Origin of the sequence: Dickeya sp. ws52, assembly GCF_007210685.1 — a bacterium.
Classification (GTDB): Bacteria; Pseudomonadota; Gammaproteobacteria; order Enterobacterales; family Enterobacteriaceae; genus Dickeya; species Dickeya chrysanthemi.
The window spans coordinates 49,005-63,143 of the sequence record NZ_SZVX01000021.1; the positions used below are offsets into that span (position 1 = coordinate 49,005).

12 protein-coding genes are annotated in these 14,139 nt (G+C 53.0%); 2 read left to right on the forward strand and 10 right to left on the reverse strand.

Features of this window, described 5'->3' with window-relative positions; translation table 11 throughout:
- Positions 1-17: 17 nt before the first annotated feature.
- The 6 genes from FDP13_RS17930 to FDP13_RS17955 all read right to left on the reverse strand — a co-directional run bounded on the left by FDP13_RS17930 (position 18) and on the right by FDP13_RS17955 (position 7,091).
- Entirely contained in the window at positions 18-2,165 is a 2,148-nt protein-coding gene (locus tag FDP13_RS17930) for a carbon starvation CstA family protein (RefSeq protein ID WP_012768712.1), read from the reverse strand.
- A 393-nt stretch (positions 2,166-2,558) separates the two neighbouring features.
- The gene (btsR, locus tag FDP13_RS17935; RefSeq protein ID WP_033575748.1) at positions 2,559-3,284 is read right to left on the reverse strand and encodes a two-component system response regulator BtsR; all 726 of its coding nucleotides are present in this window, start codon (positions 3,282-3,284) and stop codon (positions 2,559-2,561) included.
- On the reverse strand, positions 3,278-4,969 hold the full coding sequence (locus tag FDP13_RS17940; RefSeq protein WP_027711162.1) for a sensor histidine kinase: 1,692 nt from the start codon (positions 4,967-4,969) through the stop codon (positions 3,278-3,280). The genes btsR and FDP13_RS17940 overlap by 7 nt, the downstream gene beginning before the upstream one ends.
- 243 nt (positions 4,970-5,212) lie before the next feature.
- Complete coding sequence (locus FDP13_RS17945) at positions 5,213-5,521, reverse strand: YciI family protein (protein ID WP_027711161.1); 309 nt, start codon at positions 5,519-5,521, stop codon at positions 5,213-5,215.
- A gap of 22 nt (positions 5,522-5,543) precedes the next feature.
- Entirely contained in the window at positions 5,544-6,167 is a 624-nt protein-coding gene (locus FDP13_RS17950; protein ID WP_012768708.1) for an FMN-dependent NADH-azoreductase, read from the reverse strand.
- Between the two features lie 150 nt (positions 6,168-6,317).
- Positions 6,318-7,091 carry an alpha/beta hydrolase gene (locus FDP13_RS17955; RefSeq protein WP_143840057.1) on the reverse strand — a complete coding sequence of 258 codons (774 nt, stop codon included), beginning with the start codon at positions 7,089-7,091 and terminating at the stop codon, positions 6,318-6,320.
- A 169-nt stretch (positions 7,092-7,260) separates the two neighbouring features.
- Between FDP13_RS17955 and FDP13_RS17960 the strand changes: the two genes are divergently transcribed.
- A complete protein-coding gene (locus FDP13_RS17960; RefSeq protein WP_143840074.1) occupies positions 7,261-8,301 on the forward strand; it encodes a GlxA family transcriptional regulator in 1,041 nt (346 codons plus the stop codon).
- 63 nt (positions 8,302-8,364) lie between these two features.
- On the opposite strand, the gene FDP13_RS17965 is transcribed toward FDP13_RS17960, so the two are convergent.
- From FDP13_RS17965 to FDP13_RS17980, 4 genes are all read right to left on the reverse strand, one after another.
- Entirely contained in the window at positions 8,365-8,586 is a 222-nt protein-coding gene (locus FDP13_RS17965; protein WP_012768705.1) for an acyl carrier protein, read from the reverse strand.
- A gap of 18 nt (positions 8,587-8,604) precedes the next feature.
- On the reverse strand, positions 8,605-10,041 hold the full coding sequence (locus tag FDP13_RS17970) for an AMP-binding protein (protein WP_012768704.1): 1,437 nt from the start codon (positions 10,039-10,041) through the stop codon (positions 8,605-8,607).
- Complete coding sequence (locus tag FDP13_RS17975) at positions 10,038-11,156, reverse strand: cytochrome c552 (protein ID WP_012768703.1); 1,119 nt, start codon at positions 11,154-11,156, stop codon at positions 10,038-10,040. The genes FDP13_RS17970 and FDP13_RS17975 overlap by 4 nt, the downstream gene beginning before the upstream one ends.
- Before the next feature lie 129 nt (positions 11,157-11,285).
- Positions 11,286-12,422, reverse strand: coding sequence for a D-alanyl-lipoteichoic acid biosynthesis protein DltD (locus FDP13_RS17980; protein ID WP_033581072.1), 1,137 nt, complete (start codon positions 12,420-12,422; stop codon positions 11,286-11,288).
- Between the two features lie 805 nt (positions 12,423-13,227).
- On the opposite strand from FDP13_RS17980, the gene FDP13_RS17985 reads away from it, so the two are divergent.
- Positions 13,228-14,058, forward strand: coding sequence for a methylated-DNA--[protein]-cysteine S-methyltransferase (locus FDP13_RS17985; protein WP_143840058.1), 831 nt, complete (start codon positions 13,228-13,230; stop codon positions 14,056-14,058).
- Positions 14,059-14,139: the final 81 nt, after the last annotated feature.

A 14,139-nucleotide genomic window follows, 5' to 3' on the forward strand; every position in this document is an offset into this window, starting at 1 on the left:
ATTGTCCTCGCTCCCGCTTAGTGGTGAGAGGAGATCTTCACGCCGCCTTCCGGCACCGGCACATAAGGTGTTTCGCGATCGGAACGTTCCGCCTGCTGACGCCCCTGCAACGCCGTGCGAATACCATAGAAGATTATGCTATACACCACCACCAGGAACAAAACGCTCAGCACGGCATTGGTGTAATTGTTCACGACGATGTGATGCATGTTGGCAATCTGCTGAGCGCTCAGATCGGTGCCTTCGGCAATACGCTGCTTGTAAACACGCGCCAGATACAGGAAGCCTTCCATCTGCGGGTTATCGCTAAACAGCTTCAGCCCCAGCGCCCAGGTGGTGCAAATCAGCAGCCAAATCGCCGGCAGCATCGTTACCCAAATATAGCGCGTACGTTTCATCTTGATCAGCACCACTGTGCCCAGCACCAGCGCCACGGCGGCCAACATCTGGTTGGAGATGCCGAACAGCGGCCACAGGCTCTTGACGCCGCCCAGCGGATCGACCACGCCCTGATACAACAGGTAGCCCCACAGGCCGACGCAACCGGCAGTGCCGACGATACCGGCGATCAGCGAATCGGTTTTCTTCAGGAAGGGGACGAAGTTACCCAGCAAGTCCTGCAACATAAAGCGCCCGGAGCGGGTGCCGGCATCCAGCGCAGTCAGGATGAACAGCGCTTCAAACAGGATACCGAAGTGATACCAGAAGCCCATATTGGCGCTCGGGATGATTTGGTGGAACACATAAGCGATACCCACCGCCAGCGTCGGTGCGCCACCGGCACGGTTCAGTACCGACGGTTCGCCGATGTCTTTCGCGGTTTGCAGGATCTGCTCCGGCGAAATCACAAAGCCCCAGGAACTGATGGTCGCCGCCGCCACGGTGGTGACATCATGCAACTGCGTCATGATGGCGGGCGCGTTGGCGCCACCCAGCTCGTGCAGGTTAGGCATGGTAAAGCCCAGCCCGACCGGCGGGGTGTTCATGGCGAAATACAAACCCGGCTCGATAATCGACGCCGCGACCAGCGCCATGATGGCGACAAAGGACTCCATCAGCATCGCGCCGTAACCGATAAACCGGGCATCGGTTTCGTTCGCCAGCAGCTTCGGCGTCGTACCGGACGCGATCAGCGCATGGAAACCGGATACCGCGCCACAGGCGATGGTAATAAACAGGAACGGGAACAGTGCGCCCTTCCACACCGGGCCGGTGCCGTCGATAAACTGCGTCATGGACGGCATTTTCAGCTCAGGGTTGATGATGACGATGCCGATCGCCAGACCGACGATCACCCCGATTTTCAGGAACGTCGCCAGGTAGTCGCGCGGCGCCAGAATCAGCCACACCGGCAGCAGCGCAGAGATAAACGCATAACCGATCAGCGCAAAGGTGATGGTGGTATCTTTGAACGTCAGCGCCGGGCCCCAGTACGGATCATGCGCGATAACACCGCCAAACCAGATGGACAGCAGCAACAGCACGATACCGATGACAGACACTTCCCCAACCCGGCCGGGGCGCAGGAAGCGCATATAGATGCCCATGAACAGCGCGATCGGTACGGTGGAGCAGACGGTAAATACGCCCCACGGGCTTTCCGCCAGCGCTTTCACCACGATCAGCGCCAGCACCGCCAGAATGATGATCATAATCAGGAAGCAGCCGAACAGCGCGATAGTGCCGGGTATCGGCCCCATTTCCTCTTTGATCATTTCCCCCAGCGATACGCCGTTGCGGCGGGTCGACATGAACAGCACCATGAAATCCTGTACCGCGCCCGCCAGTACCACACCGGCCAGCAGCCACAGGGTGCCGGGCAGGTAGCCCATCTGAGCGGCCAGCACCGGCCCCACCAGCGGGCCGGCACCGGCGATGGCGGCAAAGTGGTGGCCGAACAACACATTGCGGTTGGTCGGCACATAGTTGAGCCCGTCGTTGTTGACTACGGCGGGTGTAGCGCGGTTAGCGTCAAGTTGCATCACCTTACGCGCGATATACAGACTGTAGTAACGGTAAGCGACCAGGTAGACCGCCACCGAAGCGACGACTATCCACATGGCGCTGACATGTTCGCCGCGGCGCAATGCAACCACGCCAAGACAGCACGCCCCGATGACCCCCAGTAAAGCCCAGGGAAGATGCCTGAGAAGTTTATCTTTCATAGCGTTTACTCTTCTTATTTGTGTATTACCCTAAATAATTCGAGTTGCAGCACAACCGGCTTGCATGTTGAACAACGCAAGGCCCAGGAAGAGGCCGAGTCATAACGCCAACACACCTGCAACGCCTGCAACGAAAAGTATGACGGGTATAGTTACTAATGATGTAGTCACGTACTGTTACTGTAGTCAGGCTAAAAGTCGGGTCATAGCGGATTTTGCGTCAGCGGTCGGATAAGCGGATGACCGGTCGCATACCGGGATAAGCGGTGAGAAATTTTTACTTAAGTTGACGAAAATTCACGCTGCGGCCAGGCGCAGTACCGAGGTCGGGAGCCGACGCGGAGCCCCGCGCCAGCCTCATCAATAGCGGCAATAAACGCAACGGCCGGGCTTTTAGCCTTTAAGACCAAGCAGTTGCTTGAGGGTTTTCAGGTAACGGCGGCTCACCGGCAACGCCTGGCCGCTTTTCAGCAGAATCTCCGCCTGACCGCTCTCCTCCAGCCGGATTTCACGCAAGTGATCCATATTGACCAGATACTGCCGGTGACAACGCACCAGCGGGGTACGGCTTTCCAGCGTTTTCAGGGTTAATTCGGTAAAGCACTCTTCACCCTGCGGCCCGGTCACATATACGCCGCTTTGACGCGAGCTGGCGAATTGTACTTCGCTGCTTTTCATCAGGTAGATCCGGCTGTGGCCGGTACAGGGAATATAATCCAACCCGCGCTGATGGTCGGACAATGTGTCGATATTCTGCGCGGGACGTTCCCGGTGCAGATTACGCAAGGTTTTCGCCAGCCGCTGCGGATCAATCGGTTTAAGCAGATAGTCGAACGCCTGTTCTTCAAACGCTTTAATCGCGTACTCATCGTAAGCGGTAATGAACACGATGTAGGGCATATTATCCGGATCGATCATGCCGATCATCTCCAGCCCGCTGATGCGCGGCATCTGAATATCCAGAAATACCACATCAGGGTGCAGCCGGTGAATGGCGCTGATCGCCTCTACCGCGTTGGCACACTCTCCCACCAGCTCCAGGCCGTCATCCTGCTCCAGCAGGCAACGCAGGTTGTCTCGCGCCAGCGGTTCATCATCAACAATCAGCACGCTCAACATCCGTGGCTTTCCTCGCAGGGCAACGTCAGATGGACATGGGTATAACGGTCCGGCTCGCATTCTACGTTCAAACCATATTCATTGCCGTAGCGGATGCGGATGCGTTTATCCACCAGATTCATTCCCAGCCCGGTGCAGTTGGTGCCCGGCTGGTACAAACCGGCGTTATCTTCAATGCTTAACAACAGGCGCTCCCCAAGCCGACTGGCGCTGATAGTGATGACTCCCGTCCCCAACAGGTGAGCGGTTCCGTGTTTAATCGCATTTTCCACCAGCGGCTGCAATGAAAATGCCGGTAATCGCATCGACATTAATTCCGCCGGCAGGTCAAAACGGATCTGTAGCCGCTCCTGAAAGCGCGCCTTTTCGATTTGCAGGTAAGCATTCACATGCTCGACCTCATCAGCCAGCGTCACGACTTCTTCCGAACGTTTGAGGTTTTTGCGAAAAAACGTCGACAACGACTGCACCAGCTTGCCCGCCTGGTCGCTATCGCGGCGGATCACCGCCAACAGCGTATTGAGCGCGTTAAACAGAAAGTGTGGATTGACCTGGGCATGGAGTAGTTTGATTTCCGATTGCGTCAGCATCTGCTTGCTGCGTTCGTACTGTCCGGCCAGGATTTGTGCCGCCAGCAAGCTGGCGATGCCTTCGCCGAAGGTGCGGTTGATGGAGCTGAATAGCCGATTTTTGGCTTCATACAACTTGATGGTGCCGATCACCTGCTGATTTTCGCCGCACAGCGGGATCACCAGCGTTGACCCGAGACGACAGCCAGACTGCAACGAGCACTGATACGGCGTCTCGTTGCCGTCGGCGTAGACCACCTCGTTATGCTCGATGGCGCGCCGGGTGTGACCCGAGGCGATCGGCGTTCCCGGCAGGTGGTGATCGTCACCGATGCCGATAAAGGCCAACAGTTTCTCACGATCGGTGATCGCCACCGCGCCGATATCCATCTCCTGATAGATAACCTGCGCCACCCGCATACTGTTTTCTTCGTTAAACCCTTTATGCAGGATACCTTCGGTGCAGGCGGCGATTTTCAATGCCCGGGCGGAAAACGCCGACGTGTACTTTTCAAACATGGCGCGCCGGTCCAGCAGGATGCGCATAAACATCGCCGCGCCGATACTGTTGGTGACGATCATCGGCGCCGCAATGTCTTTCACCAGCTTCAGCGCGTCATCAAACGGCCGGGCCAACAACAGAATGATCGCCATTTGCAGCAATTCGGCGATAAAGGTCACACCCGCCACGGTAAATGGGTTAAACAACCGGTCAACCCGTCCCCGGCGCATCAGCAAGCGGTGCGCCATGCCGCCCAGCAGCCCTTCAACGATGGTCGAGACCATGCAACTGAATGCGGTCATCCCTCCCAGCGAATAGCGATGCAACCCGCCGGTCATTCCCACCAGAATACCGACGCCGGGGCCACCCAACAGCCCGCCGAGCACCGCGCCGATCGCACGGGTATTGGCGATGGAATCCTGCACATGCAGGCCAAAATAGGTGCCCATAATGCAGAACATGGAAAACATGGCATAGCACAGCAGTTTATGCGGCAACCGGACCGTGACCTGCATCAGCGGGATGAACAGCGGCGTTTTACTGAGCAAATAAGCGATCACCAGATACACGCACATCTGCTGGAGCAACAGTAAAACCAGTTTGAACTCATACATGATAAAAACTCGGACGGGCAAAGAACCGGGAACCGGGCGACTCCCTGAGAAGCATACCCTAACACAAACTCACGAGGTTACCTTGACGAGATTCACTTATTTGTATACCCGAGATAATGCGGTAAGCGATGTTGCCGATATCGGCCGAACGGTCCCCATCGCTTATTCCGTTAACCGACGGGGCGTTTTGTTGCGGCATCGCGAGACGGGGCTACGTCTCCTGTTGCCTGCACAGGCCAATCATCACAGAGATTTCGCTTCCCCCGCCCAGCCGGCGTAAAAATGCCCCGAGCAAATTGCCGGTTCGATCGTTTTGATCTCGACGCGAACCAATCCCTGATGGACGAACGGATCATCCGATAACATCTCCACCACCGCCGCACTCTCCGTACCGTGCGCCAGAATAAATCCGCCGGTTCCGTCTTCTAATGGGCCGGCAAAAACCACCCGTCCTTGTTTAATATTCTCAGCGAGCCACTTTTTGTGTGCATCAATATATTTTTCAAGTTCATGTTTTGTGCCGGCGTATTCAAGTGTAATGGCATGTAACATAGCGACCACCTTAATCAATAAATTAGACAGCGATAGAATCAATCATTGACTGAATAGAAGATTGGGCATTTTTAATTTCACGACTTCTTATTTCATCGCCTTTTGACGCCCCTTCCGCGCGAATGAAATAAACATCGGTAATACCGAGAAACCGAAAAAACGCCTGAAGATAACGCTCCTGAAAATCCATACCGGCGAAAGGCTGCTCGGTATAAAAACCGCCGCGTGCAGAAACAATAATAATCGTTCGACCGCCGGACAACCCTACCGGTCCGTTTTCCGTATATTTAAATGTCCTTCCGGCCTGGGCGATTCTGTCCAGCCATGCTTTCAATTGGCTGGATACGGAAAAGTTGTACATCGGCGCGCCGATGACAATCACGTCATTAGCCAGAAACTCCGATACCAATTGCTCAGAAACCCGATGCTCCCGTAAGGTCTCACTGTCGGCCGGCGCAGAGTCTATCTGACGAAAGCCCGCAACAATAGCGCCGGTAAGATGGCGTATTTCATCGTTAACCACATCACGGTAAGACAGCGCGGCATCCGGATACTGTTTGACTAACTGTTCAATTACTTCAGCAGAAAGCCGCCGTGTGACTGAACTATCCGCAAGAATACTGGAATCGATATGTAATATATTCACGACAACCTCTCTTTTATATTTAAACGCGAACATCATTCAGGCATCAAAACATCAGCAACCGGATGACTCTCTGCAATGTGTATCAATACATCACCACAGACGAATCAGAAAAAATAACCCGCCATCAATCTGAATACAGGACGGGCATCATCACTTAATTGCTTTGGCTGCCTGATCAATAAATTTCGCAACAACATCAGGGTGGGACACAACAGACATATGGCTGGATGAAATCGACACCACGGTTGCACCGATATGCCCGGCTATTTTTTTCTGAACCGATGGATTTAATGCGTTGTCATTCTCCGTCAACAAATACCACGTGGGTTTATCTTTCCACGCCGCGTGCTGAACATTATCGCTAAACGCTTTGGCGGCGATGGGCTGTTGGGCTGCCGTTAATTGCCGCACTTGTTTTAACGGCACATCCGCGGCCATAACCGCACGATACTGTTTCGGGTTATCCAGCCAGATTAACCCATTTGAATCCGGCGCGAGCCCTTCCATCGGCGCTTGCAGACGCTGCAATAAATCGGCAACGGATTCTCCGCTATCCGGCACCAGCGCCGACAAATACACCAGCCCACGAACGTTCGGCGCATTACCGGCTTCGGTGACGACCGCCCCCGCCCATGAGTGCCCCACCAGCAACACATCCCCGTGCTGGCGTTGCAACACGCGCTTTGTCGCGCCGACGTCATCCGCCAGCGAGGTCAGCGGATTTTGAACCGCCGTCACCTGGTATCCCATGTCCTGCAATCTGGCCGTAACGGCCGACCAACTGGAGCCATCGGCAAAGGCGCCATGAACTAATACGATATTTTTAATTGTCGCGGCCTCCGCAATAGGTTGAACACTGGCAAAGAGAAGCAACCCCAGGCCGATAGCCAGTTTGCGCAGCCAGGCAGGACGGGAATGCGTCATAGACTCTCCTTTGGCAGATTAATGATGATCGCCGGGGCTTCCCTGGTGTTGTCGCCCTTGCGATACGGAATGGTTGAAGTGTAATCGGCATAAGTGTTGGCGGTAAGGTGGCAAACATGACATGGTTCATGCAAAATCAGCCAATATTCACCGACAAAGAGACATCGCGATGCGTATCTCCATTCTGGCTCTGCCCGGTAGCATGTCGTCGGCCATTGCGGGGCTGGCCGACATGTTCTGGATGGTCAATCAGGCGCTGATGACACGACCGGAAGGGAAAGCGCTGCCCGCGTCCGCCGGCCTGTGTTTTGAAACCGCGATTATCAGTGCCGATGGCAAGCCGGTGCGCGACGCGCAGGGACGGCTTATCTACGTCGACAGCTCGTTTGACGCTAGCGAGAAATCAGACATGGTGCTGGCCACCGGCATGATGCTCGGCCCCGATAAATTACCGGCGTCGGCCAGCTCCGTTGGCGAATCGGCGTGCTGGCTGAAACAGCAATACCAGCGAGGCGCGCAGATAGGCGGCGCCTGTGCCGGAAGTTTCATTTTAGGTGAAGCCGGGCTGCTGGATGGGCGGTTTTGCAGCACCACCTGGTGGCTCTACCACACCTTTAAGCAGCGTTATCCCAAGGCGAAACCGGTATGGGGAAAAGCGCTGGAAGAGCAGGACGGCATCATCACGACCGGCGGCCCGCTATCCTGGGTTGAGCTTGCGCTGCATATTATTCGACAGCAGGCCGGCCCCGACATCGCCAAACTGGCGGCGGATATCGCCGTTGCCGACAGCCAGCCGTTGTCGCAGCGCATTTATGCTCCGCAAGGGTTTATGAATACGGTGAATCCGTTACTGCTGCGCGCAGAACACCTGATCCGATACGAGAACCCGTCAATCACGGCGGAAGAGCTGGCTCGCGCCCTAAATTTTAGCGATCGGACACTGCACCGAAAAATCAAAGAGCTCACCAACGAGAGCCCGAAAAATTTTATTACGCGCGTTAGAATCGAAACAGCCTGTCTGTTGCTCGAAAACCCGATAGCCAACATCAAGCGGGTGGCGCAAGAGTGTGGTTACAGTGAAGATACGGCGTTCAGGCGCGCGTTTTCACAGTTGATGGGGATGACGCCCGTTCAGTATAGAAAATGGGCGATGCGACGAAACGATAAGGCCGCAACGTCGGCGCTGTCTGAAATAAAAAACCCCGGATGAAGCTATCCGGGGTCATAAAGACAAAAAACAATCGCCGTTTCAGGCTTAACCGCGAGGTTCTTCTTAACCGCGATGCTCTTCGATGTAACGAGCCAAATCCGCCGGGGTCTTCAGAACGTTAGCGACGTCGGTCGGCGCGATCATGCAGCCGTACACGTCCTGCACTTCCAGCACCAGATCGACCGCCAGAATCGAATCGAGGATGTCGGACTCGATCAGCTCATCGTTAAACCCCACTTTACGGGATAAGACCTTTTCAAACAGGGCGAGTATTTCTTGTTCCATCATATTTTCCTGGAGTAATTAATTAGTGCGGGCATGAGTATCCAGCAGTTTACGATCTATTTTACCGTTAGGATTCAGCGGTAACGCATCTTTAATAATAATTTGAGAGGGCACCATGTAATGCGGGATCACCTGCGAAAGTGAAGTCTTAATCGCATCTGGGGCCATTTTCGTCACGCAGAAGGCCGCAATACGCAACACGCCGCCCCCTGATTTCATTAACGGCAACACTACCGCTTCGCTAATGTCCGGCATAGCCAGCAGACGATTTTCAATCTCGTTGATTTCAATGCGGTAACCGTTCAGTTTGATCTGGCTGTCATTCCGGCCCTGGCAATACAGAATGCCGTCAACCTCGTAGCCCAGATCGCCGGTTTTATAACCCCGGAATTCCTCACTCTCACGGTGCAGCAACTTCTCCGCGTTCTCCTGCGCAAGCCCAAGGTAACCACGCATCACGTTTTTACCCCAGATAATCAGCTCACCCTCTGCGGTGATCTCCATTCTGGAATCCGGCATCATCGCCCCCACCGGCAGCAGGTCGTTCCCACTGTTCAGTACCTCATCGGTAATGTCGATGACGGTGGTTGCGATGGTCGCTTCCGTCGGGCCGTACGAGTTGAGAATTTTGGCATGTGGGAAGCGGCGACGCAGTTGTTTGACCAGCGCTTTGTTTAATACTTCACCGATGAACACGAAAACGCCGAGGTCAGGCAAATAGTCGCTGTTGAACTGTGGGGAAAGCAGCCGCTGGTAGGCAAAAGACGGCGTGGAAACCCACACGGAAACGCCGTTGCTTTTCAGCCGATCCAACCAGTTTTCCGCGGCGATATCCTCTTTCGCATTCAGGACAATGTGCCCCCCGGTCGCCAGATTCGCCAGTAACGGAATCAACGAGAGATCAAAGCTGAATACCGCATGATTCATCAACACCGGCAACTCAGGCAGTGCAAAATCCTGACGAACCCACTTCATGAAATGCCACAGGCTTTCACGCCCGATCTGCACGCCTTTGGGCTTTCCGGTACTGCCGGAAGTGAACATGATATAAGCCAGATCCTGCTCGGCCAACACCTGCCCCGCCTCGCCGGTGGTCATAAACTGCCGTGTCGCCACATCATAGTAGTAAGGCGCTTTCGCCTGCCGGCAAATCTCGTTGAGCCGTTCCTGCGGATAGATACAGTCCACCGGGATGTAGGGAATGTTATGCAGCAGGCAGCTATAAATCGCTACGGCAAATTCCGCCTGCTGATGCCCGTATAGAACTACCGGAGTACCGGCAGGCTGCTGACAGCGCCGGTAGCGCTGTGACCAATCGGTAACGGCTACGGAGAGCTGTTGCCAGGTCAATGCTTCGTCGCTGCCGCTAATCGCCAGTTGCCGTGGGTTCGCGGGCTCGAGTAATGCTGTGTGCAAGAAATCTTGCAGTTCCTTAAGCTCGGAGAGGTAGTTCATAGTGGAGACATTCCGCTAAAGATGTAAAGGGAGACAGCGGCGCTGGCCAGCGTCAACATTCTTCCCAGAAACACAATCACTGGATAATGTAACCAGTTGCTGAGCGTTGGGCTGCGTTTGGCTGACCACTGCAACATGTTATGTGCAACCGAAATGGCGCCAAACAGCGCGCCGCTGATGATATAGTGCCGTTCAAGTCCGTTCCATGCTCCCATACAAAACAGGGTGCAAAATATACCGATGTTTTGTGCCAGCGTTTTATTTTGTCGGAAAAAATCGATCTTCATCAGATTCATATAAATCGGCATAAAAACCACATCCCTTAGCCACTCAGACAAACTAATGTGGAAGCGGCGCCAGAAATCCTGCGGGTTTTTAGCCAGAATAGGCATATTGAAGTTTGCCGGAATAGACAGGCCGAATAAGCGCCCGGCGCCGATGGCCATATTGCTGTAACCGGCAAAATCAAAGTAGAGATACGCACTGTAAGCCGCCGACATCACCACGCCGACGCTCAACGTAAACGGGCGATGGCTCCACGACTGAATAACCAGGTTATCTATCAGCATCGCAAATAAGAACTTCTGGATAATACCGATAAAAATTTGCTCCATGGCAGGTAAGAACTGCTCACGGGTAAGCCGAAAATCCGGCTTCTTAATATCCGTTATCCACGACCGCCAGCGGTACATCGGGCCGGCCTGGATCACCAACGGCATAAAGAGATAGCAAAGGTAATGCAGGAAATTCCGGCCGTCTTTTTGAGTCCGATACAGTAATACATCAACGGCGCGAAACGTCATGAATGATAGGCCAATCATTCCCCAATGGTTGTTCAGGTGTAATTTCACCAACAACAACGGCAGCAACGTCAGGGTAACGGCCTGCCAGGTCTTTAACCAGCCCTTTTCTTTCAGCGTCACAATAATATAAAAGCTCAGGAAAACTACCACGGGGATAATATAATCACCCTGGAAAATATATCCCCAGCCTAATAACACCAACACAGAAATGCCGGATAAATAAGTCAGCCGGTAATGCAATACCCGATTAACCAGCACGAACAACAGTGCTAATGAAAACAGGCAGAAAAAAAATGTTCCGGAGCTATACATCATTCATCCTTCAGAACTTTTGATATTCAAAATGCACTTTTAAACTCATGCTGTCATCAACAGAAGTCCACGCGACGATGGTCACCGCCAGAAAGAGGTAAAGGAAAAAAAGGCGAATAGCGTATTTCATCATTTAAAACTCTCTGCAATAAAGCGGTCCATCACGACCCAGGCAGGATCCGTCGGGTGCAACCGGTCCCAGTTCCAGCCGTTCTGATAAGGCAGTGCGTACATATCCAGATAAGGCACCTGATGTTCATCCAGAATCGCCTTGATTTGTTTATCAACCGACTGAAATTTCTCGTGATTTTTAATCGCCCACGGATTGACCGCATCCATAATCACCACCACCTGGACGTTGCGCTCTTTCAGCAGTTTTATCGTCGCTTCAAACGTCTCCATTTGCGTGGGGAATAGCGGTGCGTTATCCCATTCATCCTGCGTTGGATCGTCGTCGAAAACAGACTTATCCATCCACAACGTTTCTGCGCTTTGCTGGCGGGGTTTATTCAGTTCCTGAGCATGTGCCAATTCACGATCCCAATCCGGCGTAATCGCGTTATTGGGCTGACGAGGCCACGGTCTTTCCGGTTGAGGAACAATCTGCAACACATCCAGCCAATACTTTTTTATCATTTCGCAGAAATTTGCAAACTGATAACTCACCTCTTGCCAAATAATAGTCGGATGCCAGCCATAAATCTTCATTTGACCAAACGTTAAATGACTGATCTCGTCCTCATTAATATGCTGTAAATAATCAACCAGTAAAGGACGCGTCTGCTCATCTTCCATCAGCGGATTAAAAATCGGCGCCGGGAAATTATCGGCAAAAACCGCTGGTGGGATACCATCACCGTAAAAACTATCGGGCGCCAGTTGCAAAACGACCTTGCTGTTCGCGTTCAGGTCGTTTTTAAAACGCGCCAGCAGTAAAAAATGCGTGATATTATCGATATAAATATCACCATAAGCGACCACCGGCCGCTGCAACTGGTTATTAAAGTAATTATACACCGCGTAATATTCATCTTCGGACGTAGAAACCTCGGAGGCTCCGATGAAGAAAATGGCATTGCCTTGCAACGCATGGGAAATGGCGGCTATTTTTTCTTTCAGCTCTTTTGGCGTTCCTTCCAGGGTTCTAATCAACGGCTGAAATTTTAGCGGCGGATCAAAGCTTGTCACCAGCGGGGGAACACTAAGAAACAAGACGGCAAGGGTCGCCATCATGATATGTAGGCAGAGAGTATTTTTGATTTTCATCATAAAAGTAAAACTACATCACATCAATTTGTTTGGAATTTGTTAATTTTCATCTTCACAGCCACTCAACCACTGTTTTTTTCCGATACTATATACTAGGCTAATCTTCTATGATGAGCGTTGCTGTGTAACGGTATGTACAGTGTTTAGTTTGCCGTAATGATAGATTACATACCAGCACGAAGGCGAACGCTAAAAAAGCAAGGAAGACGGCATCACTGCCATTAACGCCCCCGCGATGCTTTTTCGGTTCAATGCACCGGTTGCAAGGCTTGCAGGCACATAATGAAAGACATCGAACCGTTATCAAATTGCAGAAAAAAACCAGTCATCACCATAATAAAAAGAGCTTTTTTAAAAAAAATAACAGGCTCACACCCATCATCCAACGAACTAATGACAAACACCTTACAATTGAGACTCTTTTCATTTATTTTAAAATAAATCAAAGAGTAAGCTCAAAGGCGATATCAACTCGCCATTCACATGATCGCCGTTCACCATCCTGCGTTGACGCCGCAATCTTCGCCACACCGTATCAGACATGCCTGATGTCCACCGGTGGTTCACCGCGGATTGATCTGCGCGCGCCATGATAAGCGCTCTCCTTCACCATTCGATTATCCTGCATCAACAAACGCACGAAATCCGCCCCTCTCAACGTGAAGACCTCGGCATCGGGCTTTATGACGGCACAAAAACAGCAAGATCCGGGTCGCCACAAGGCGCATAACTTCCCATACTTGGCCCAACCCCGCCCTCACCCACACACGAATAACGACCGATAAAGGGAGAAAGGATTACGATGTCAGACTACGCACGCATAGCCGATGCCATCACGTTTATCGCCAGCCGGGTCAACAGCCAGCCGACGCTCGACGAAATTGCCGCTCACGTACACTTAAGCCCCTTCCACTTCCAGCGGCTGTTTAGTCGCTGGGCCGGCGTCACGCCTAAACGCTTCCTGCAAGTGCTGACCCTGGAACGTGCCAAGGCGTTGCTGCGCGAGTCAAGGCCGCTACTCGACGTGGCCGACTCGGTGGGGTTAAGCAGCGGCTCACGGTTGTACGACCACTTCGTTCACCTGGACGCGGTAACACCGGGGGAATACCAACAACAGGGTACAGGCTTGGTCATCGAATACGCGGTTCAGGATACACCGTTCGGCAACGCGTTTATTGCCGTCACCCCTCGGGGTATCTGTAGCCTTTCCTTTCTGGACAACGCAGACGCAGGCGAGCAACGGTCAGAATTACATAACATGTGGCCACATGCCTTGCTGCACGAAAATCAGCCACGGATACGAGCGGTGATAGAAACACTGTTCGCGGTAAAAAAGCCGCCGGACCGCCCAATCTCGTTACATGTTACCGGCACCAACTTTCAGATTAGCGTCTGGAAAGCCCTGCTGAAAATCCCCCCGGCAACCGTCGTGAGCTATTCCCAGGTGGCCGCCGCCGTCGGGCATCACAATGCGGCAAGGGCCGTTGGCCTGGCCGTCGGCGCCAATCCGGTCGCCTTCCTGATACCTTGCCACCGCGTCATCCAACAGAGCGGAAAAATCGGCGGCTACCACTGGGGAGAAACCCGAAAACACGCGCTCCACGCCTGGGAATCGGCACGGTATGAAACGTAACCCCAGAGTAAAAGTCGATTCAGGAAATTTATTAAAAATTTGATTTATATAGAGTAACAATAGGAGTCGAACTTACGATTG

Coding starts and splice junctions, on each gene's coding strand:
- FDP13_RS17930 (WP_012768712.1), bottom strand. CDS start 2,165: ATGAAAGATAAACTTCTCAGGCATCTTCCCTGGGCTTTACTGGGGGTC.
- btsR (WP_033575748.1), bottom strand. CDS start 3,284: ATGTTGAGCGTGCTGATTGTTGATGATGAACCGCTGGCGCGAGACAAC.
- FDP13_RS17940 (WP_027711162.1), bottom strand. CDS start 4,969: ATGTATGAGTTCAAACTGGTTTTACTGTTGCTCCAGCAGATGTGCGTG.
- FDP13_RS17945 (WP_027711161.1), bottom strand. CDS start 5,521: ATGTTACATGCCATTACACTTGAATACGCCGGCACAAAACATGAACTT.
- FDP13_RS17955 (WP_143840057.1), bottom strand. CDS start 7,091: ATGACGCATTCCCGTCCTGCCTGGCTGCGCAAACTGGCTATCGGCCTG.
- FDP13_RS17960 (WP_143840074.1), top strand. CDS start 7,261: ATGCGTATCTCCATTCTGGCTCTGCCCGGTAGCATGTCGTCGGCCATT.
- FDP13_RS17965 (WP_012768705.1), bottom strand. CDS start 8,586: ATGGAACAAGAAATACTCGCCCTGTTTGAAAAGGTCTTATCCCGTAAA.
- FDP13_RS17970 (WP_012768704.1), bottom strand. CDS start 10,041: ATGAACTACCTCTCCGAGCTTAAGGAACTGCAAGATTTCTTGCACACA.
- FDP13_RS17975 (WP_012768703.1), bottom strand. CDS start 11,156: ATGTATAGCTCCGGAACATTTTTTTTCTGCCTGTTTTCATTAGCACTG.
- FDP13_RS17980 (WP_033581072.1), bottom strand. CDS start 12,422: ATGAAAATCAAAAATACTCTCTGCCTACATATCATGATGGCGACCCTT.
- FDP13_RS17985 (WP_143840058.1), top strand. CDS start 13,228: ATGTCAGACTACGCACGCATAGCCGATGCCATCACGTTTATCGCCAGC.